The 21,098-nt window shown below is 64.3% G+C and carries 17 protein-coding genes and 1 tRNA gene; 13 read left to right on the forward strand and 5 right to left on the reverse strand.

Features of this window, described 5'->3' with window-relative positions; genetic code table 11:
- Positions 1 to 73: 73 nt before the first annotated feature.
- Positions 74 to 1,621, forward strand: coding sequence for a CYTH and CHAD domain-containing protein (locus WDW90_RS10925; RefSeq protein WP_336487410.1), 1,548 nt, complete (start codon positions 74 to 76; stop codon positions 1,619 to 1,621).
- 60 nt (positions 1,622 to 1,681) lie between these two features.
- On the opposite strand, the gene rlmB is transcribed toward WDW90_RS10925, so the two are convergent.
- Complete coding sequence (rlmB, locus tag WDW90_RS10930) at positions 1,682 to 2,506, reverse strand: 23S rRNA (guanosine(2251)-2'-O)-methyltransferase RlmB (RefSeq protein WP_336487411.1); 825 nt, start codon at positions 2,504 to 2,506, stop codon at positions 1,682 to 1,684.
- Between the two features lie 152 nt (positions 2,507 to 2,658).
- On the opposite strand from rlmB, the gene WDW90_RS10935 reads away from it, so the two are divergent.
- The 8 genes from WDW90_RS10935 to WDW90_RS10970 all read left to right on the forward strand — a co-directional run bounded on the left by WDW90_RS10935 (position 2,659) and on the right by WDW90_RS10970 (position 9,960).
- Positions 2,659 to 2,734 (forward strand) — tRNA-Glu (locus WDW90_RS10935).
- A 171-nt stretch (positions 2,735 to 2,905) separates the two neighbouring features.
- Entirely contained in the window at positions 2,906 to 4,057 is a 1,152-nt protein-coding gene (locus WDW90_RS10940; protein WP_336487412.1) for a tyrosine-type recombinase/integrase, read from the forward strand.
- Complete coding sequence (locus WDW90_RS10945; protein ID WP_336487413.1) at positions 4,014 to 4,553, forward strand: hypothetical protein; 540 nt, start codon at positions 4,014 to 4,016, stop codon at positions 4,551 to 4,553. The genes WDW90_RS10940 and WDW90_RS10945 overlap by 44 nt, the downstream gene beginning before the upstream one ends.
- A 138-nt stretch (positions 4,554 to 4,691) precedes the next feature.
- Entirely contained in the window at positions 4,692 to 4,859 is a 168-nt protein-coding gene (locus WDW90_RS10950) for a helix-turn-helix domain-containing protein (protein ID WP_336487414.1), read from the forward strand.
- A 301-nt stretch (positions 4,860 to 5,160) separates the two neighbouring features.
- Positions 5,161 to 5,739, forward strand: coding sequence for a hypothetical protein (locus WDW90_RS10955; protein WP_336487415.1), 579 nt, complete (start codon positions 5,161 to 5,163; stop codon positions 5,737 to 5,739).
- The gene (locus tag WDW90_RS10960) at positions 5,736 to 7,439 is read left to right on the forward strand and encodes a DUF3987 domain-containing protein (RefSeq protein WP_336487416.1); all 1,704 of its coding nucleotides are present in this window, start codon (positions 5,736 to 5,738) and stop codon (positions 7,437 to 7,439) included. Before WDW90_RS10955 ends, WDW90_RS10960 begins: the two co-directional genes overlap by 4 nt.
- A gap of 415 nt (positions 7,440 to 7,854) precedes the next feature.
- Positions 7,855 to 8,763 (forward strand): tyrosine-type recombinase/integrase, encoded by a 909-nt coding sequence (locus WDW90_RS10965; protein ID WP_336487417.1) that lies wholly within the window; start codon positions 7,855 to 7,857, stop codon positions 8,761 to 8,763.
- A 3-nt stretch (positions 8,764 to 8,766) separates the two neighbouring features.
- Complete coding sequence (locus tag WDW90_RS10970) at positions 8,767 to 9,960, forward strand: IS91 family transposase (RefSeq protein WP_336487418.1); 1,194 nt, start codon at positions 8,767 to 8,769, stop codon at positions 9,958 to 9,960.
- Between the two features lie 978 nt (positions 9,961 to 10,938).
- Here WDW90_RS10970 and WDW90_RS10980 read toward each other — a convergent pair.
- From WDW90_RS10980 to WDW90_RS10995, 4 genes are all read right to left on the reverse strand, one after another.
- Complete coding sequence (locus tag WDW90_RS10980; protein ID WP_336487419.1) at positions 10,939 to 12,081, reverse strand: calcium-binding protein; 1,143 nt, start codon at positions 12,079 to 12,081, stop codon at positions 10,939 to 10,941.
- A 233-nt stretch (positions 12,082 to 12,314) separates the two neighbouring features.
- Entirely contained in the window at positions 12,315 to 13,028 is a 714-nt protein-coding gene (locus WDW90_RS10985; protein ID WP_336487420.1) for a calcium-binding protein, read from the reverse strand.
- A 157-nt stretch (positions 13,029 to 13,185) separates the two neighbouring features.
- Positions 13,186 to 14,202 (reverse strand): calcium-binding protein, encoded by a 1,017-nt coding sequence (locus tag WDW90_RS10990; RefSeq protein ID WP_336487421.1) that lies wholly within the window; start codon positions 14,200 to 14,202, stop codon positions 13,186 to 13,188.
- Positions 14,203 to 15,343: 1,141 nt separating this feature from the next.
- Positions 15,344 to 16,471, reverse strand: coding sequence for a calcium-binding protein (locus WDW90_RS10995; RefSeq protein ID WP_336487422.1), 1,128 nt, complete (start codon positions 16,469 to 16,471; stop codon positions 15,344 to 15,346).
- Between the two features lie 489 nt (positions 16,472 to 16,960).
- Between WDW90_RS10995 and WDW90_RS11000 the strand changes: the two genes are divergently transcribed.
- The 4 genes from WDW90_RS11000 (at position 16,961) to WDW90_RS11015 (ending at position 20,714) form a co-directional block, all read left to right on the forward strand.
- Positions 16,961 to 17,224 (forward strand): hypothetical protein, encoded by a 264-nt coding sequence (locus WDW90_RS11000; RefSeq protein ID WP_336487423.1) that lies wholly within the window; start codon positions 16,961 to 16,963, stop codon positions 17,222 to 17,224.
- A gap of 1,135 nt (positions 17,225 to 18,359) precedes the next feature.
- Positions 18,360 to 19,016: a LuxR C-terminal-related transcriptional regulator gene (locus WDW90_RS11005; protein WP_336487424.1), complete on the forward strand. Its 657-nt coding sequence runs from the start codon at positions 18,360 to 18,362 to the stop codon at positions 19,014 to 19,016.
- Positions 19,017 to 19,423: 407 nt separating this feature from the next.
- On the forward strand, positions 19,424 to 20,182 hold the full coding sequence (locus tag WDW90_RS11010; protein WP_336487425.1) for a sulfite exporter TauE/SafE family protein: 759 nt from the start codon (positions 19,424 to 19,426) through the stop codon (positions 20,180 to 20,182).
- Between the two features lie 178 nt (positions 20,183 to 20,360).
- A complete protein-coding gene (locus WDW90_RS11015; protein WP_336487426.1) occupies positions 20,361 to 20,714 on the forward strand; it encodes a hypothetical protein in 354 nt (117 codons plus the stop codon).
- Positions 20,715 to 21,098: the final 384 nt, after the last annotated feature.

The following is a 21,098-nucleotide window of genomic DNA, read 5'->3' on the forward strand; positions in this document are numbered from 1 at the left end:
CCCGGATCCGGCGGCACCGACGCGTTGCGCGCGCGTTGGGCCGGAACTCAGAATTGCAGATGGACGGAACCTCATGAGCGCCCCGCGCGAGATCGAGTTGAAGCTGGAATGCGACGGGCCCGATCTTGCCGCGCTCGCCTCCCATCCGCTTCTGCAGGGGGAGGGGACCGCCGAGCACGTCACGTCGACCTACTTCGACACGGCAGGGCGCGATCTGCGCGCGGCCGGTCTGACGCTGCGCGTTCGTCGGCAGGGCGACCGGCGCGTCCAGACCGTCAAGGCCGGATTCGGCGAGGGGGCGGCCCTGTTCGACCGGTCCGAATGGGAATCCGAGATCGCTGGCGATCGGCCCGACGTCTCGGCCTTGGCCGGGACTCCCGTCGCGCGCCTCCTCGACAAGGCGGGCTCGCCGGACCTCGAGCCGCAATTCAGCAGCGTGGTGATGCGGACCGCGCGCTCCGTCAGCCACGGGACCGCGCGCATCGGCGCGACCCTGGACGAGGGCCGGATCGAGACGCCGCAGGGCGACGCGCCCCTGTGCGAGCTCGAGCTCGAATTGGAGGCGGGCGACCCGGCCGACCTGTTCGCGATGGCCCAGAGCCTCGCCGAGACGGTCTCCCTGCGGCTCGGCGTCCAGTCGAAGAGCGAGCGCGGCTTCGCCCGTCTCGAGGACAGGTGGCGCCGTCCGAGCAAGGCCGGCGCGGTCGTGCTGCCGGAGGAGGCTACCGCCGCACAGGCCTTCCGTCTCGTCGCGCAGGCCTGCCTGCGGCACCTGCGCTTCAATGAGGCCGTGTTCCTGGCCGGGCGCGATCCGGAAGCCCTGCATCAGATCCGGGTGGCCCTGCGGCGGCTGCGCTCGGCCTTCAGCCTGTTCAAGCCGATCCTCGCGCAGGATCCGCGCTCCGACAGCCTGCGCGACGAGATCAAGCGGGTCACCGAGCCCTTCGGGCGGGCCCGCAACCTCGACGTCTTCCTGGAGACCACGCTGCCGGCGGAGATCGCGCGCCGTCCCGACGAGCCCGGGCTGCAGGACCTGCGCGAGCGCCTCGTCGCGGAGCGCGACAGGGCCCACGACGCCGTCCTGGCGACGCTCGCCTCGCCCGAATGGCGCAGCCTCCTCCTCGACCTCGTGACCTGGATCGAGACGGGGCCCTGGCTCAGCCTCGCGGCGCCTCCGGAGCGCGACGCCTCCGCCCGCAGCTTCGCCGCGCAGGTGCTGGAGCGGTTCCGGCGCCGGGTCAAGAGACGGGGCCGCCACCTCGCCAGGCTCGACCCGGAGGCGCGCCACCGAGTGCGGATCGCGGCCAAGAAGCTGCGCTACGGCGCGGATTTCTTCGCGTCGCTGTATCCGGCGAAGAAGGCGCGCAAGCGCCACAAGGCCTTCGCATCGGCGCTCTCGGACCTGCAGGACCACCTCGGCGCGCTCAACGACCTCGCCACGGCGCATGCGGTCATGGCCGGCCTCGCCGACGGGGAGGCCGGCGGGCGGCCGGCGAGCGGAGCCGCCCTCTTCGCGGCGGGCCTCACTGCCGCCGACGGCGAGGCCCGCACCGATGCGCTTCTGGAGGCGGCCGCCGAGGCGCACGAGGACCTGATCGACGTGAAACCGTTCTGGCGCTGAGCGCGCTTCGCGGCCGCGACCGATCGGCGGGCGAGGGCGCCCGGCTCGGTCGGCCCCGCCTCAGACCTCCGGCCGCCGCAGCGCGTAGAGCGTTATCGCGGCGGCGTTCGAGACGTTGAGGCTGCGGATCTCCCCCGTGAAGGCGATCCGGGCGAGAACGTCGCAGCATTCGCGGGTGCGCTGGCGCAGGCCCTTTCCCTCGGCGCCGAGCACGATGATCGCGGGCCGGCGGGGCCCGACCGCGTCGAGGGCGGTCTCGGCCTCCGAGTCGAGGCCGATCCGGGTGAAGCCGCGCTCGCCGAGCTCGATCAGCGCCTCGGCGAGATTGCGTACCGTGATCAGGGGCACGTGCTCGAGGCCGCCGGAGGCGGACTTCGCCAGGACGCCGGTGGCGCTCGGCGAGTGGCGCGCCGTGGTGACGATCCCGGCGACGCCGAAGGCCGCGGCCGTGCGGACGATGGCGCCGACATTGTGGGGATCGGTGATCTGGTCGAGGGCCAGGAGCAGCGCGTCCGGGGCGAGATCGTCGAGGCCCGGGGCGGAGAGGGGATCGGCCTCCAGATAGAGCCCCTGATGCACCGCGTCGGGGCCGAGCAGCGCGTTGATCGCGCTCGGGCGCACGAGTTCCGGCGCGATCCGCAATGATCCGAGCTCCTCGGTCAGGCGAACGGCCGCGTTCTCGGTGGCGAGCAGCCGATGCAGCCGCCGATCCGCGTTGGCGAGCGCCTGCGAGACGGGGTGCCAGCCGTAGAGCACGACCGGGTCGTCCGGCCCGCCCCGCGGTCCGGATGGCGGCCCGGCGCGCCGCTGGGACGGGCGCGGGTTGCCGCGCGGCTTCCTGGAATCGGCCGAGCCCCTGCCGGGGCCGTCGCGTCGGATGGTCATGCTCTCAACAGGTCCCAGGGCAGGCACGGCGCGGAGCCGCCCGCACGACATACGAGGCCTGCGACAAACCGGCCGCCGCTCCCCGCGTCAAGCGGCACGGCGCCCGTTGCCCTTCCAGGCCGAGCCGATTATAGGGACCCTCGCTCGCACACGCGCCCTTCGTCTAGCGGTCCAGGACGTCGCCCTTTCACGGCGAAAACACGGGTTCGATTCCCGTAGGGCGCGCCAGCAAAATCAATGCATTAGCTGCACTTCTGGTCAGTTCGGAAGCTCCGTACGGAAAAAATACGGAAATCCTGCTGCTGTTCGTGGGCGACCATCGACGCTCGGCTGCGACTGAGGCTCCCCTAGATCGAGGAAGTTGACGTTAGCGTGATTGGGGCAGCACGCGCTTGAGTAGTGGATCTCGCCATCTCGCCTGACGGCTCACGCCGACGCTGGGTGTACCTGTACCGTTGGCGGGAGCCCGGCGAGAGCGGCGCCGGCAAGCTGCGCGAGATGGGTCTCGGGAGCGCCAGCAGCATCAGCTTGGCAAAGGCGCGGGAACTCGCGACCGCGGCGCGGGCCCACCTCGCGGCCGGGCGCAACCCGCTCGCGATGCGCAACGTGGAGCCGGAGAAGCGCGTGCCAACCTCCGGCGAGATGGCCGATGAGGTGATCGCCTCGCTCGAGAGCGGCTGGCGCAACCCGAAGCACCGCGAGCAATGGCGCATGACGCTCGCGCGCTACTGCGAGCCGATCTGCGGCGTGCCTGTCGATCAGATCGCGACCGACCACGTCCTCGCCATACTGAAGCCGCTCTGGACCAAGGTGCCGGAGACCGCCTCGCGCCTGCGCGGCCGGATCGAGAAGGTGCTGGATGCTGCCCGCGCCAAGGGTCACAGGACGGCCGAGAACCCGGCCCGCTGGCGGGGCCATCTCGATCATCTACTGCCCAAGCGCCCGAAGCTGACGCGCGGTCACCACAAGGCGCTGCCGTATCAGGAGGTGCCGGCCTTCCTGGCGCGCCTGCGCGAGAGCGGGTCGGACAGCGCGCTCTGCCTGGAGTTCACGATCCTGACGGCGGCGCGCAGCGGCGAGGCCATGGGCGCGCTCTGGAGCGAGGTCGATCTGGAGCGCGGCGTCTGGACGGTGCCGAAGGAGCGGATGAAGGCCGGGCGCGAACACCGTGTACCGCTCGCGCTTCGACCTCGACAAATTCTCGCGATCATGGCCGAGACGCGCGAGAGCGACCTCGTCTTTCCCGGTGCCTGGCGTGGTCGGCCCTTGTCGACGATGGCGCTGGAGATGGTGCTGCGGCGCATGACGGTGGAGGCGACGGTGCACGGCTTCCGCTCGGCCTTCCGGGACTGGGCGGCGGAGCAGACGAGCGTGCCACGTGAGGTGGCGGAGGCCGCGCTGGCACACACGCTGAAAGACAAGGTTGAGGCGGCCTATCGCCGGACGGACTTGTTCTCGAAGCGGCGGGTACTCATGGAGCAGTGGGCCCACCATTGCGGTGCCCTTGATGGAGAAGGAAAGCATGACGCGCAGGCGAAGTCCAAAGCCTAATGCTGGCACGAGCGAACATCCGGAGGAGGGTGGATTCGATGGTCCCGCCAGTGAAGGGGTTCTGACCGGCACTCCACGCCAGCGCTTATGCAAGAGGCTCGGCATAGAGTTCGTGGAGGAGGGCGGCGACCTGGTCGCCCATCTTCTAATGATGGAGAAGATAGCTCTGGAACTGGAGCAGACACAGCCTGAATTCAGACCAGAGAAGAAAAGGGGGCGCAAATCTGGCAAAGTCCAAGAAGTTGACCAGTTTGTAGTTCAGCTGTGCGAGGCTTTGCAGGCGAAGTACTTTGGAGAGAAAAAAAATAAGATTTTGCGCAAAGCTGTCAAAATTGCCGAGGACCAGGGCTTCCTCGCGAAAGGCGGGGATCCCGACGCAAACTTCAAGCGGGTGCGGAGGGCCCACGAAACCACCTCGGAGCAGAGACGAGCGAAGCTTGCTGCTGACATTGCTGCCAAGGCGTCGAACCCGGACAAAAATTCGGCCGGTAATTGATGTCCGTGCAGGCGCGCCCGTTGTCCGCGAACGTCATCGGATCCCGAGGGATTCGGGCGCGCTTCCCGGCGCTTTCCGGGCAAAAGGTGCAATCTATTGACTGAGACAAAGAACGTTTCCCACCGGGCTGGATACTCGGTGCAGGAGGCGGCGAAGTCGGCTGGCGTGGGCCGCACGACGATCTACGAAGAGCTCGCGCGCGGCCGCCTGCACGCGAAAAAGGTAGGGCGCCGCACCCTCATCCTGGCCACCGATTTGGAGGCCTGGCTGCAGGCGCTCCCGCCGGCGGGCAGCAAGACGCTGTAGCAGCCCTCAACGTCGGGCGCTGAAGCGCCCGTTTTCCCCCGAACTTTCGAAAAGTAACCCCGCACAAGCAGCGCCTGCGCGGGGGTAGAGAGGTATGTACATGAAATGTTATAACGTCAGGCGCAGCGTGCGCCAAGTAAGTGTTGGCGCGCCCGATCCGTTCGCGCGGGCTCGCCGCCGGAAGCTGCGCACGGACAACCAACGCAAAGCGGTCACAGGCCACACGCGCCCCGCGCACAGGGGCAACTCTCCCAAGCCGCGCCGCGCTATCCAGCGCTTCTCGGCGGAGTGGGCGAACCGGATGACGCCCAGCTACATCGCGGGGGCCTTCCATCGCCACACCCCGCTGCGGTCGAGCGACTTGGTTGACCTCGTCGGGCGTGAGGCTTCTGCCTTCCGCATCTACAAGCAGACCAAAGCGGTCCCGGCAGGCGAGATCGTCTGGCTCACGCCCGGACGCTTCGAGTTCGCAGCCTGGGCATCGGATCTCGATCGCGGGCAGGGCGCAGAACGCGCGCTGCTGTTCCTGGTCCGCAACGAGGCCGGCGAAGCGGTCGACATCGCGGCCTGGCAGCCCGCAACGGGCCGCACCGCGACCTGGCTCGGGCAGGCCTGGGCGCTGGGGCAGGACACGATCTACTTGGCCCGCATGCACGAGGATGATGTCCTGCCGATCCGGCGCGACGTACTGGCTTGGCTCGAGGCGGGTCAGCGCGGGCTGGTTCTGCTCGATCACCGCCGCGCTGCGCTGCGCCTTGCCGACGCCGGCCCTCTCGAGGCCGAGGACTGGCAACACCGGCACGAGCTCCTCAAGGCGCTGACCCGGCCCACGCCCCGCATCCTCATCGGCAACACCCGCAACGAGGGGAGGGCGGCGTGACCGAGAGGCTGGAAGTCATGAACGTCTTCGACGGGGTGATTGGCTGCGCGGAGGCGCGCAGCCAGGACCATCAGGCGACAGATTGTGTCGGATCGGAAGCCGCCGAGACCATCACCGCCGGCGAATGGTCTCACGACCAGGCGGCACTCAACTACCCGGCCGAATGCGGGGCTGCCTGCGAGCCGCACAGAGGGCCCGACCAGCGGAGGGGCAGGGGCCGCCCCGGCACAGAGACAACATGGGAGAGCCCTGATCTGACCCTGCTCGGAAGCGGGCGGCGTCCGGCACCTCGGATCCCGCTGGAGGCGCTCGGCCCATGGGCCGAATGGATTACGGAGAGGGCCAAGGCTTCCTCGGCTCCGGTCGACTACGTCGCGGTCGCTCTCCTGGCCTGCGTCGGTGCAGCCATCGCCAACGTGCGCTGGCCGAAGGCAGGGGCGGCCTGGGCCGAGCCGCCGCTGCTTTGGTGCGCTCTGGTCGGGGCGCCTTCATCCTCCAAGTCGCCGGCCATGGACGCGGTCATGGCGCTGTTGAGCTTTGCCGAGGAGCGAATGGCGCTCGGATTCGAGGATCAGCAGCGAGCCTATGCGACGAAGCTGCAGGCGAGCGAAGCGCGCTTGGAGGACTGGAAGGTCAAGCTCAAAGCCGCGCTGAAAGCCGGTGAGGCGCCGCCGGAGATGCCTGCCGACGCGCAGGCGCCGGATGCACCCGAGCGCCCGCGCATCCGGGTGGCGGATGCGACAGTCGAGAAGCTCGGCGGGCTCGCCGCCGTACTGCCCCGCGGTCTTCTGCTCGTGCGTGACGAGCTGGCGGGCTTCTTCGGTGGCTTCGGCAAGTACGGCGGAGGCGGCTCGGAGCGGGCGTTTACCATCGAGATGTACGGCGGACGTTCCTACACGGTTGACCGCGTGAAGAACCCGCAGCCGATTTGCATTGAGCACCTCTCGGTCGGGCTACTCGGTGGTGTGCAGCCTGACAAGCTGCCGCTGATCATCGACGGGCCGGATGATGGGATGTCCGCCCGCGTGCTCTGGGCCTGGCCCGAGATCAAACCGGAGTTCTCGCTCGCGCGCACTCTGCAGGACGACAGCCTCGCTAAGGCGAACTTCGCCCGGCTGGTGGATCTGCCGCCGGGCCGGGACGAGACCGAGCGGCTCGGTCCTAAGGAGGTTCGGCTCACGTCCGAAGCGGAGGACGCGCTGGAGGCGTTCGGGCGTGAAGTGGCCCAGCGTGCGGACACGGTCGGCGATCGTCTCGCAGGTGCTCTGGGTAAAGCCCGCGGGCACACGCTGCGGCTCTCGGCGGTGCTGGAGTACCTATGGTGGTGCGGCGGCACGCGGACCTCAGAGCCGACGTGCATTTCCGTGGAGGCTGTCGAGGCAGCGGCTGGCATAGTCCGTGGCTACTTCTTGCCGATGGCCGAGCGCGTATACGGCGACGCTGACATTCCGATGCAGGAGCGGCGGGCCATGCTGCTGGCGCGCTCCCTCAGGAGCAAAGGCGAGCAGGTGTTCAACGCGCGGGATCTCCGACGCGAGGTCGGGGGCTTGCTGCGGCAAGCTGCCAACATGCGGGAGGCCTGTTCGGAGTTGGCCGACGCTTGCCTGATCCGTCTGACGCCCTCGGGTAAGGAACCGCCGAGGGGTCGGCCGGCTCTGACCTATGAGGTCAATCCCGTGCTGCTCGCCGGGCAGCCGTAGGACCAAGCTCCGCCCCGTCCTGTCCCAGGGACCTGGGCGGCTGTGCCGATAGTGCCGAAAGTGCCAAAACTGCGAGTCGCCGGCTTTTTGGCACTATTGGCATACGATGCGGACCCAACTTACAGCGGCGAAGATGCCGCCGGCATAAGAACACGCGCCCCGAGGAGGAGTGGCGGGAACCCGCCCTCCTGCCACTTCGAAGGCCCGCTCCTACTCCTTGCGGTCATCGCAAGCGTCCGCTTCCGGGTGGGCCGATCCCATCCCCCGAACGACTGATGGTGGCCGAAGAACGAACCCGCTGCGCGGGAGGGCTCAGGTGGTGAGGGCGCGGTAGCGTTCGGACCGTCGCGCATCGTTTTGAGGCCTGTCGGCGGCGGGCCGAGCATCGCGGCTCCTTCATCCGAGGAGCCCCACGATGCTCGACCTGCTTCCCGCCCCTGCGATCAGCCCGCTGCGCCAACGCCTGATCGAGGAGATGAACCTGCGCCGGTTCTCCCACGAGACCCAGCGCAACTACCTGCGCGATGTCGGTCGTCTGGCAACCTTCCTCGGACGCCACCTCGACACGGCCACCGCGGAGGACCTGCGCCGCTTCCAGGTCGAACAGCGCGAGGCCGGCGTGCCGGTGCCGACCCTCAACGCCATCGTCTCGGCCCTGCGCTTCTTCTTCACCCACACCCTCGACCGCCCGGATCTGGCGCGCCGGCTCGTCCGTCTGGCCTATCCGCGCAAGCTGCCCGTGGTGCTCAGCCGCGAGGAGGTGGGCCGCCTGCTCGCCGCCACGACCTGTCTCAAGCACCAGGCGGCCCTGGCCGTGGCGTACGGCGCCGGCCTGCGCGTGGCCGAGGTCGCGGCGCTGAAGGTCACAGACATCGACAGCGCGCGCATGCTGATCCGGGTCGAACAGGGCAAGGGCGGCCGGTACCGCAACGCCATGCTCTCGGTGGATCTGCTGATCCTGCTGCGCCAGTGGTGGCGGGCTGGCCGCCAGCAGGGCGTGATGCAGGGCGGCGGCTGGCTGTTCCCCGGCCAGCACGTCCTCAGGCCGATCAGCACCCGACAGCTCCACCGGGTGGTCGTCGAGGCTGCACAGGCTGCCGGCATCGCCAAGCGCGTCGGTCCGCATACCCTGCGCCACAGCTTCGCCACCCACCTCCTGGAGGACGGCACCGATATCCGCGTGATCCAGGTCCTGCTCGGCCACGCCAAGCTCGACAACACCGCCTTCTACACCAAGGTCGCCACCCGCACGGTGCGCACCGTGACCAGCCCCCTCGATCGGCTCGGACTATTCGAGGCCGGGGAAAGCGCGGCCGGGGGCTGACGCGTGCGGTCGGCCTCCGTGCTGGAGGTCGCCGACGTCTTCCGCGCCGCTGGGCCGGCCTACCGGGCGGCCCGGGCCGGGCATCTGAGCCTGCACCAGCGCAAGGTCATGGCGGCGATCGAGGCCTGCCGTACCGCCGCGCTGGGCGGGCACGTCGAGGCCTGCGACGGCTGCGGCCACGCGCGCATCGCCTACAACTCCTGTCGCGACCGGCACTGCCCCAAGTGCCAGGGGGCGGCGGCCCGCACGTGGCTGGCCGCACGCGAGGCCGACCTCCTCCCGGTCGGCTACTTCCACGTCGTGTTCACCCTCCCGGCCGAGGTCGCGCAGATCGCCTTCCAGAACAAGGCCACCGTCTATGACCTGCTGTTCCGGGCGGCGTCCGCGACGATGCTGACCATCGCCGCTGACCCGAAGCATCTCGGTGCCCGCATCGGGCTGACCGCCGTCCTCCACACCTGGGGCTCGGCGATGACCCACCATCCGCACGTCCATATGATCGTGCCCGGCGGCGGCCTCTCGCGCGACGGCACCCGCTGGATCTCGGCCCGGTCCGGCTTCCTTCTGCCGGTGCGCGTCCTCGCCAAGCTGTTCCGCCGCCTGTTCCTCGCAGGGCTCATCGCGCTGCACGAGGCCGGACGGCTCGTCTTCTTCGGCGGCCTGACGCCCCTGGCCGAGCGCGGCACCTTCCGGCGCCACCTCGCGCCGGTCCGGGCAAAGCGCTGGGTCGTCTACGCCAAACCGCCGTTTGCCGGCCCCGCGGCGGTGCTCGCCTATCTGTCGCGCTACACCCACCGCGTCGCCATCTCGAACCGGCGGCTCGTCGGCTTCGACGCGGCCGGCGTCACCTTCCGCGTCAAGGACTATCGCCGTGACGGGCCCGGACGCTACGGCGTCCTGACGCTGGCCACGGGCGAGTTCATCCGGCGCTTCCTCCTGCACGTCCTGCCCAAGGGCTTTCACCGCATCCGCCATTACGGCCTGCTCGCCAGCGCCATCCGCCGCGCCAACCTCGCCCACATCCGCGACCTGCTGGCCGCCTCGCCGGTCACTTCGCCGGAGCCTTCGCCGCCCGACCGGCTCGCACCGTGCCCGTGCTGCGGCGGGCACATGACGATCGTCGAGATCTTCGGCCGCTTCCGGCAGCCACGGGGTCCGCCGACTGCCTCGGCTCCAGCCCGGATGAGGGCCACGTGATCCGGCCCTCTGTGAGCCCCGTCGCCTGCTGCGAGTATCACACCGCAGGTCGTGGATCGTTGTGCGCCTGCTCCGGCCGACGCCACCGTCGGCCACCCACGCCAGGGTATGGCCCCCTCGTCGGCGTCCCATTCGATCGTGACAGGCCAACGGATCGGTCCCAGCCAGCACGTGCGAGCCAGGACAAGGTCAAGCGTTGGCCGCCGCGAGGCTCCCCGCCATCAGGTCGAAACGACCAATCCCCATAGCTGAGCGCCTCGGCCCCCGCGGGTTCCTTCTTCGGAGACTTTCGTACGCCTCACGGCGCCCAAAACTCTTCACGAAAGCTGCCGGTCCGCTTCGGAGCGGGCAAGGCGGTGAAGCGGACATTCTGCGCCGCTCAGATGAATGCCCCGAAACGACCGAGGCTGTGTGAAAACGCAAGAGCGGTAGAAGGATCTCCCCTCGAACACCCTGGGCAGCGCCGAAATAGGCATCCTGACGGCATCAGAACGGCCATCCTGCAGGCTTGAATGTCTGCCACGTAGAGGATTGTTTTACGATTTCGGAACACGCCTGCGTTTTCACACAGCGTGGACCCGATGCAGCCCTTCACGGCGCGCGTGAGGAATGTCCGGTCACAGGCGTTTTCCAGACAATTGATTTCCTAACAGGGTTTCCTGACGCGGGCAGCCGAGGCGCCAGGGCACCGGGCAGGACGCAATCGGCGTGGAAGGTTTTCCGTCGTTTCCCTTACATGGCATTTTGCGCCGTTTGGAACCGCCCACTGGGGAAAGCCCTATTGGAACGGGCAGATCCGCCAGCAAGGTGCGCGACTGGGTGAGATCCGCCATCCCTGCCCAGCTTGCCGCCTCCGCTCGGAGCCGGCCCATGATCCTCCACGCTGTCGTCCTTAAGCTGAAGCGCCAAGCCCAGGGCGACTTCAAGGGCCCACGCTTCGAGGCCGCTCTCATCAGGCCCTGGCAACTTGGGCCCAGCTCAGAACCATCCCCACTGGATCCCTTGATTAATCACCGGTGCGACTATGCTATCAACGTCGCCGTGCGGGTCGCCTCCCATCACGATGATGTCATGGAAGCCGCTGTCAGCGGGCGAATTGTAGGTCACGACCCAATCGGTCCCATTCTGCCATATGCCAAACTGGCCATCAGCGGGTGCGGAGGTGTCGCCAGCGAAGCTGTACTCACCGCCCAGGCCGATTTTATCTCCCTCCGAGTCGTCAAAGTCGAGGATGATGTCGGCTTCGCCGGCAGCAAGGGCACCAGTGTCGCCTGTGGCGAAGTTAAAATTATCGGCACCGGCCAGGCCGATGAGACCATCGACGCCCTTCTGCCCGATGAGAATATCATTGCCATCTCCGCCGTAAATTATGTCGGAGTTCGCGCCGCCGAAGATCATGTCCTGACCGTCGCCGCCATAGATGAGGTCGTCACCGTCACCGCCATAGAAGACGTCGGAGCCTTCGCCGCCAGCCAGAATGTCGTCGTCGGCATCGCCATAGAGGTAGTCGTTACCGGCGTCGCCGTAGAGCCAGTCGTTGCCGCTGCCGCCATAGAGGCCACCGAAAAAGCCGTCGTCGCCATCTCCACCATAGAGCTTGTCTTCGCCGTTCCCGCCGTAGAGCTCGTCTATGCCCCACCCGCCGTAGAGCTCGTCTTGACCGTCCTCGCCATAGAGATCGTCGTTGCCGATATCACCGAAGAGCATGTCGCCGTCGCCGCCGCCCGCTAGCACGTCGTTGCCGTTGCCTCCGCTGAGGTTGTCAGAACCTTCGCCACCGTACAGGCTGTCGTTGCCAACTCCGCCAAACATAAAGTCGGCGCCGTTATCGCCATGCAAGGTGTCGTTGCCTGATCCTCCGTCGAGAGAATCAAAACCATCTCCGCCGTAGAGAATGTCATTGTCGTCTTCCCCATAGAGGCTGTCGTCACCGGCGCCCCCGTAGAGCTCGTCGTTGCCAAATGAGCCCCACATTTTATCGTTGCCATCAAATCCCCAGCCAACATCGTCGTTGGTACTCAACCAGGGAGCTGAGGGGGCGGGAAAGAGGCCAAAGTTATGGGAATCATCACCAGGGGTGCCGAACCAATAATTGTGGATCGAACCAAGTCCGAAGGACATATTAAATCTCCATGCAAACTGTTACTATGAAATACTTTCATGCCGGCATTGCTGACATGCCGACTAGCGTTGATCTAATCTTTTGCTGTGATCAGCATCCAGAAGGGGAGCCATCCATTTCCTTTTGGATCAGGCGCTTAACACGCCAATCGGCGCCCAAACCGCACCACGGTCTGATGCCGTGCACGAGCCTAACGGGAGCGTCGCGCGGTTCCGGTCGGACCGGCTTCGTCTCAGTAGAAGGAGATGTCGCCGTGGGGATCGCCATACTTGACCACGATGTCGTGGTAGCCCTTGTCGGTGGGCGAGTTGTAGGTGACGACGAAGTTGCCGTCCTTCTGCCAGATGCTGTACTGGCCTTCACCGGGAGCCGAGGTGCCGCTCGCGTCGTAGCTGTACGAGCCCTTCAGGAAGATCTGGTCCGCATCGCTGAAGTCGTTGATGGTGTCGGCCTTGCCGGCATAGACGTCGCCGGTATCGGCCGTGTCGAAGTAGAAAGAGTCGGCCCCGCCAAGGCCGTAGAGCGAGTCGACGCCCGCGCCTCCGTACAAAATGTCATTGCCGGTCCAGCCAACGAGGAGGTCGTTGCCAGCGTCGCCGTAGAGCGTGTCGTTACCGTCGAGACCGTAGATGTAGTCGTCGCCGTCTCCACCGTAGAGTTGGTCGTCTCCGTTCCCGCCATTGAGCACATCGTGGCCAGCGTCGCCATAAAGGGTATCATTGCCGTCCTCGCCGAAGAGCACGTCTTCGCCATCCCCACCGTAGAGGGCGTCGTTGCCGTTCCCGCTGTAGATGCTGTCGTTGCCGTCCTCGCCATAAGCGACATCGTCGCCTTTGCCGGCGCTCGAGGAAAAAGTCTTATCGTCGTCCCCTGGGCCTCCGTACCAGATTTCGCCGGTTATTTCGTCACCTAGGGGCACGTAGAGAGCCTTACCATAAAGCGACATAGCGCACCTCTTCAACTTTGAAGGATAGTAGAGATCTCAATCTTTCCAAAGAACGATAAACGCTCAAATTCCGGGCAAGATTTTACACAAGCAAAGGGCCTGACGCTCTGAATGAACCCAACGGGAGTGTCGGTTCGCCGGGAGCGCGGCACGCGCATCAGTAGAAGGAGATGTCGCCGTGCGGGTCGCCGCCCTTGACCACGATGTCGTGCCAGCCGTCATCTGTCGTGGAGTTGTAGGTGACGACAAAGTTGCCGTCCTTCTGCCAGATGCTGTAGGAGCCCTCGCCGGGAGCCGAGGTGCCGCTCGCGTCGTAGCTGTACGAGCCCTTCAGGAAAATCAGGTCGGAATCAGTGAAGTCGTTGATGGTGTCGGCCTTGCCGGCATAGACGTCGCCGGTATCGGCCGTGTCGAAGTAGAAGCTATCGACACCGTCACCGCCATAGAGGCTGTCGACGCCCTTGCCGCCGTACAGGTCGTCGAAGACGTCTCCACCGTAAAGGGCATCGTTGCCGTCGCCGCCATACAGGATGTCGTAGCCGTTCTCTCCGTGGAGGATGTCGTTGCCGTTATCGCCAAAGAGAACGTCATGGGCGTAAACGCCGAGATCTTCCGAAGGACCGTTATCGCCCCAGAGGATGTCGTTGCCGTTACCGCCAAAAAGGCTGTCGAGGACACCGGCACCGCCGTAGAGGATGTCATCACCGTCGCCGCCGTCGAGCCCGTCGACGCCGTCGCCGCCCTTGAGGTAGTCGTTGCCGTCTTGGCCGTAGAGTGTGTCGTTGCCGGCACCTCCATTCAGGTAGTCGCCGCCGCCTCCGCCCCAGAGAATGTCGTTGCCGGCACTGCCACTGAGGGAGTCGCTGCCATCTTCGCCGAAAAGAGTGTCGTTGCCGGCACCACCCTCAAGGGTATCGCTGTCTCCGCCGCCATAGAGCAAGTCGATACCGTCGCCGCCGTACAGGTGATCATTCCCAGCCGAGCCAACGAGCCAGTCATCGTTCGCGCCACCGTATAGCTTATCGTCGCCGTCCCCGCCATAAAGTAAGTCATTACCGTTGTTGCCGAAGATTGTATCGTCTCCTGCCAGCCCGTACCCCTCGTCGTTTCCGTCCAGGTCGAATTGTCCGAATATATGAACATCGGGTCCACTGGTTCCAAGCCAAGAACTCATAGCTTAACTCCATTTTTGCTAGTACATCAGCCATAAGGTAAGAACTGCATGGATACAAATGCCGCTGTATTTGATAAAAGCTGAGCTCCTAACACGTGCGAAGGCGGCTCAGGCATATCGCGTGCTGTATAGGGTCGGTCGAGATGCACAGCCTTCTCTGGGCCTCTATATACGCCCGCATGGCTTCTGTGCAGGTTGAGCCGGCCCCGTTATCAAATTTGATATTCATCAAAGCGGCACTTATAGCGGAGAGCGTATACCTCGAAGCATTGTCGCACTCTACAAAAGATTGCTGCCAAACTACTGAGACAGATCCAGAGTATTCTATGATGTAATACCCGCGTGCTGTGCCGTTCGGATAAGAGATGACGTGAAATGTCCACCCGCGGTCGCCGCCAGGGCTGCGCTCATCCCTTTTCAGTACTTGCCCGAAACTTGACGGCGCGTTGTTTGCCCATAGTCTGGCCCACATGAGTTTAAGGTGGTCCGCCTTAAACTTGGAGGGGCTTACCTGGGACGCGCCTAGCATGCCAAGTCTGCATACCTCGGCAGAAGGCCCAGCCGCAGCTCCCTGATAAATGTAGCCACTTTTGACGCGCACCCAGCCGGGAGGAGGCTGGAAGTCTACAGCGATCCGTTCGCCCGCCTCCGTTACAACGGTAGAGAGGATGTCGGCACGGGTTGGGGCAACGGAGGCGGCCAATGAGACGGCGGCCAGAACTGCTGCCCGAAGGTGGGCATAGGGAGTAGAGCGACCCATGGGGGCCTCCATTTGAACTCGATGGCAGTGACATGCCGTTGGAGTGCGGTGTTTAACGAAGTGAAAAAGTATAGCCGAATATTACAATTCTATTCGAATCCATGCTTTTACTCAGCGGTTAGTATCAAATAATCGGCTAAAGTTATAATTTAAGTCTAAAATTCTCAGACAATCTGCGAGGTAGATACCGTGGACAGTTCTTATGTGCGGCCGGCTAGTCGAGCAAGGTGGCTCCGGCCGGCGACACGTCCAGTCACGCGCATCCGCAGATGTCGCATAATCAGCACGCCTCCCTTCGCGTAAGTCGAGTTATGGAAACGGGTATCCCGCTAGGCAGACCCGGCGGGAGCACCGCGCGGTTCCGGTTGGAGCGGCTTCGTCTCATTTGAAGAAAATGTTGCCGTGTGGATCGTCGCCCTTGACCACAATGTCGTGGAATCCGTTGTCGGTGGCCGAGTTGTAGGTCACGATCCAGTCAGTGCCCTTCTGCCAGATGCCGTACTGCCCTTCGCCAGGCGTGGCGGTGTCGCCGGCGTAGCTGTACGGGCCCTTTAGGGCGATCTGGTCGGCTTCGCTGAAGTCGTAGATTGTGTCGGCCTGATTGTACATCGGTTTCAGATATGTTTGACCAGTATCTATGAAGTTGTTAAGGCTGCCAGTTTGGCTGATCAGAATTCCCAGATTGGGGTACTCGCCAGTGTCGCCCTTGTCGAAGTAGAAGGTGTCAGCGCCGTCGCCGCCGTAGAGCGCATCGGTACCTGAGCCACCCTTCAGCCAATCATTGCCGTCGCCCCCATAGAGCGTGTCGTCACCCTCATTGCCGTTGAGAGTGTCACCGCCGACGCCGCCATAGAGCGTGTCGTTGCCGGCGACGAGCGTGCCAAAGCCATCGCCCTCAAGATAATCAAAGCCGTCGCCGCCATAGAGCGTGTCGTTGCCATCATTGCCGTAGGCAAAGTCGCTGCCGTCGCCGCCGATAACAAGGTCGTTGCCGGCCTCGCCCTCGAGGTAGTCGTCATCAGCACCGCCGTCCAGCGTGTCCTCGCCCGTGCCGCCGTAGAGATCATCCTTCCCGCTCTCGCCATAGAGCTTATCGTTGCCGTCGTTACCGGTGAGAATGTCGTCGTCGTTTCCAGCGAAGAGCGCGTCATCACCGTTGTCGCCGGTAAGAAAGTCGTCGCCATCCCCGCCGAACACGGTGTCATTGCCGTCATCGCCCAAAATAAGGTCGAAGCCAGCGTCGCCGAGGAGTACGTCGTTGCCATCATCGCCGTCGACAAGGTCATTGCCGTCGCCACCGTACAGGAGGTCGTCGTCACTACCGCCGTAGAGTTCGTCTTTGCCGTCACCGCCGTAGAGCTTGTCGTTGTACTTGTTACCGGCGATGATGTCGTCGCCTCCCGAGCCGTAGCCCAAGTCGTTCTCATCTATATCAGGGACGGAGAAAATCCCCGAGAAGACCCCAAAGTAATGGATGTCATTTGTGTTAGTGCCATTCCAAGTAGACATGATTTTGTCCTTAACTAAGCTATTTAAATTCCTGCCATAAGACTGTCCTGCATCGACAGAGAAAAATGTGGGCGAGAATAATCCAGGCCCGGCCGCTAGACAGCTACTCTTTTCAGAATTTCAGCAGTCGAAGAATTAAAAAGCGAAATATAAGTGTAAGTATGTGATATACATCACAGACAAATGAAATTTTTTCATTATTTGCGCAAGTAATAGTGCATAATATAGACAAAATACAATTATAATATGTGTATTTTTCTAAAATCTATCTTTAGAAATGCTTTCTGGCAGGCATTCTTCCCGCAGATCGATGTCCCACTATGTTGGCGAAGCTTTGCTGAGAGCCATACCGGATCGTCCTGCCGTGTGCCCGGCTGCGGCGTTGGCGTGCCGATCTGGGCGTTCAAGGGATGAGACAGCGCCGACTGGGCTCAGAATAGCCGGTCATCGGCCCTGCACGGCCCAGAGCCGCGCCCTAGCTTGGCTGGCATGGCGACAAACCAGACCGTCAATGAACTGCTGGGGCAGGGGCTGATCTCTCAAGAGGACGTAGCCGCGGCCGTCGATGCGGCTGCGGTCGCGCCATCCACCCGCCTCTTGCCCGTCGGCATGGCCTACACGTTGAACTTGACCGGCTTCCTGCGCGTGCACCCCTTCGTGGCTAAGACGCTGAGAGACCCTGACGCGAGCCAAACGCTTAAGAGGGCGGCTCTAAACAAGGTCATCCTCACGGCACGGTTGGAGGCCCGATGAGCCCGGTTCGTTTCTCTCGGCCTTGGTCAGGACCCGCCTTTACGGTGAGCGGGGCGCTGATCGTGCTGGGATGGTTCGTGGCCGCGCTGACCTGGCTCGCCCACTGACCGAACCCAACGCTTCCCTGCGCGCTGGACAAGCGTGCCGCGACCTATCCGGATTGGTCGGGCGGGTGGCGCAGGGGGCGGTAGGCTGGCTGCTCCATAATTCCCCTTACGCGAAGGAAGCCGGGCGCATTATGCGAATTCCGCGGCCTCGCGCGTGAGAACAGGCCCCTGACAGCTGGGTCAGCGCCCCGGGCTTCCGCCATGCGTCGTCGCGGGAGCGCCGGTTGACGAGCCGCCAGACGAGGTGCCCGCCGACCCGGCAGCGCCGGCGCCCGTCCTCGACTGAGAGGCCGTGCCCGGCTGGTTGCCGCCAGCTCCCATGTTGCTGCTACCGCCCTTGCCGGCTCCCATGGAGCCACCGCTTCCGCTCGTTCCTGCACCGCCGGCTCCGCCTGCACCGCCACCGGCCCCTCCGGCGCCGCCACCTTGAGCAAGAGCAAAGCTGGCGCCGCCGAGAAGGAGAGCCATGGCCATGAGCGGCGTGCGCAGATCCCTGGCGTTCATCTTCAACTCCCGTTGCTGAAATTTGGACGCCCCGTCTGTGGGGTTCCTCTCTCGCCAACCGAACGCCGGGAGAGCTGTTCCAGCCTGAGGCAGCCGACGAAACTATGCAGCTGACCGGCTGCTGCCTGTTCCCCGCCCCGCAGGCGTGAGCGGAAAGGAACACGTCTGGTCGCCGCTGTTTTGGCCCCTGCAACGAACACATAGGATCCCTGCATAGTAAGTTGCCGAGCTCGGGACCGCCCGAGAGGAACTTGCTTCAGCTAAGAAGCGAACGCCGTAGATTTGCGGCAACTTCAGCAGAAATTATCCTTAACGAGGGTAAGCAATAAATCTTGGCCCTATCTTCGCACTGGTTGCCCAAACGGGGTTGCTGGTGTCCAGATCTGGGGCAGTAAGCCTCGAAATGGATCATCATAGTATTTTGGTTCTTCGCGTTCTGCCCACAAGTAAGGGGTGCCCAGATGGTCTGTGACGTGGATGTTGCCGTCGCCGTGCTCGCATCGAGCCCCTTTGTGCAAGAGGGCATGGCCGCCCTCCTCAGCGGATCACGCTTTCGGGTCACGAGCGCGTCCGCAGCGACAAGCGAGGCCCTTCCTCCTGCAGAGGATCAGGTCCGTCCCGCCCTCATCCTCGCAGCGCCCGAGGATGCATCCGGGTTCGAGGCACTTCGCAGGCTGCAAGCCACGTATCCAGAGGCGAAGCTTGTCATCTTCGGGCGCGCCGCAGCACCGGAGAGCTTGCCGCGGGACCTCTGCCTCTCCGCCCAGGCGGTGCTCGATTATGCGATCAGCCGCGAGGCGCTGCTCAGCGTCCTCGAGGTGCTCATGTCGGGCATGACGGTCCAATCCGCCAGTCTGTTCTCTTGGCTCTTTGCGCCGCCGAGCACCTCTAGCCCTGCATCCGCAGACCAGCAGCCCATCCTGGTCGGCGAGGACCCGACGGGGCAGAGCGGCACAGGTGCGCCGCCCCGCCATCCGCTCTCAGGCCGCGAACTCGACGTGCTGCGCAGTCTGGCGGAAGGTACCTCCAACAAGCTGATCGCCCGCAAGTACGATCTGGCCGAGGCGACGGTGAAGGTGCACGTCAAGGCGATCATGCGCAAACTGGGGACGCGGAACCGCACGCAGGCCGCGATCTGGGCATGCGAGCATGGCATCCAGCCGGAACTGGCGCGGGTCTGAACAGCGGTACCGCGCTCCATAACGCCCAACCTGCGAACGAGCCGGGATCGCGCGGCATTTTGATTTCCAGACACACAAACCTAACAGGATTAAGTGCCTGGAAAACCGTCGTTTTCCTGGCATGGCGCGTTGCGCCGTTTGGAACGTTCCACTGGGGCAAGCCCTATTGGAACGACGCGCAGGGGACTGATGATCTCGTCCTACGCTGGCCGCGGTTTTCGATGCCGAGCGCACGCAGGCAAGCCAGGAGCGCATAGGTCTGGGACGCGGCTTCGGTCCGTCTATGTACGTGCCGGCAAGTGCTCAGTCAGGCATGTACACCGGACGACGGCAGGCGGATCGGGTTAACCTCGGTAGGGCCGCCTACCCTATCAGGCGCCGCCCCGCGGTGACGGGAGGACCGCCGCATGGAGTTGACTGCCGCAACGATCGTTGTCGCCTTTGCTGGTGTCTTCCTGATCTGCTTCATGAAGGGTGCGTTCGGAGGCGGGTTCGCCATCGTGGGCATTCCGCTGTTGTCGATCGTGATGGATCCGGTGACGGCCGGTGGCCTGCTGGCGCCATTGTTCGTCGCGATGGACCTGTTCGCATTGCGATACTGGAAGCCCTCGACTTGGTCCAAGCCGGACCTCATGCTGCTGTTGCCGGGCCTAGTGATCGGGATTGGGTTCGGCTACCTGCTATTCCGTGTCCTGGACCACCGCGCCATAGCGATCGTAATGGCGGCGATTACGCTGATCTTCGTTGGCCTCTGGTTTGTCGGAGGTGCGAAGGTGACGATCCGTCCGCGTTCGGCGCCGAAGGCGGTCACAGCCGGCCTCGCATCGGGCGTTACCACCATGGTAGCTCATTCGGGAGGGCCGCCTCTGGCGATGTATCTCCTGCCACTCGGCTTGAGCAAGGAAGTCTATGCAGGTACGACGAGCCTATTCTTCACCGTGGGCAATTTGATAAAGGCGGTGCCTTGGCTGATGTTGGTGAGGCCATCGGGCAATATCCTGATATTGATGGTGATTTGCGCGCTCGCCATTCCCACTGGGGTATGGCTTGGTTGGCGGCTTCACGGAAGGCTAGACCAACGTCAGTTGTATCAGGCTTGTTACGGACTATTGATCATCACGGCGCTGAAGTTGTTGTGGGATGGTATCTCTGGATACCTTGCTTGAACTTGGACTGCGAGTGTCCGCACTGGGTTAAAACGGCGCTTTACGCTATATCTACCGCGCCCGGTTCCATTCGGAGGGGCGTTTTCCATTCCATAACGCCCAGTCCGCGGCCCAGCGCGCTCGCGGGATACCCCTTCGGTAGGCTTGCCGCTGGAGGGCTGCGCTTTAGCTTCCTTCCATGGGGCGGTCTCGGACGGTCAAGCAAGCTGACGCTCTTCCACCTTGGCGCGAGGTCACGCCCGATGACTTCCTGCGCGAGACCTACAAGGCGACGCTGGCGGCCGAGAAGCACCTGATCCGGGCGCGAGAGAATGGCCAGCTTCGATTGCGGCTGATCCTGCGCGAGGCCAAGGACCTGAAATACGGCGCCTTCCGTGATCCGCTCTGGCCCTACGACTACAAGTACGGCACCCACCACATGCTCCGGGACGTGGATGAGGTGGTGATCGAGACCCGCGACGGTCGGCGCCACTTGGTCGAGCGTCTGAGGGCAACTCAGGCGAGCCCGCTTGCGGCCCAAGCGCGCCCGTGACGCGGATCGGCATGATCGCGTGCCGCCGCCCAGAGAACCAGGGCTCGTCCCATAGCTCCGCTTACGCGAACTGGGCGGCTCCATAACGCTCAATCCGTGCGGATGGGCCGGGACCGCACGGCATTTTGATTTCCAAACACACCAACCTAACAGGTTGAAGTGCTTGGGAAACCGTCGTTTTCCATGCATGGCGTGCTGTTTGGAGCGGTCCATTGGGGCAAGCCCTATTGGAACACCGCCCTGAGATCGCGCCCGCCGGCCCGTTGATGTGCCTTGCTAGTTCCATGGCGAGCGGCAGGACGCTTTGCGCGAATGGCGCAGGATATGTCCTGAGCTCTCCACACCTGCCGCACCGGGTTACCAGCGTGATTCAGATCACAGTTG

The organism is Methylobacterium nigriterrae (genome assembly GCF_037106235.1).
Classification (GTDB): Bacteria; Pseudomonadota; Alphaproteobacteria; order Rhizobiales; family Beijerinckiaceae; genus Methylobacterium; species Methylobacterium nigriterrae.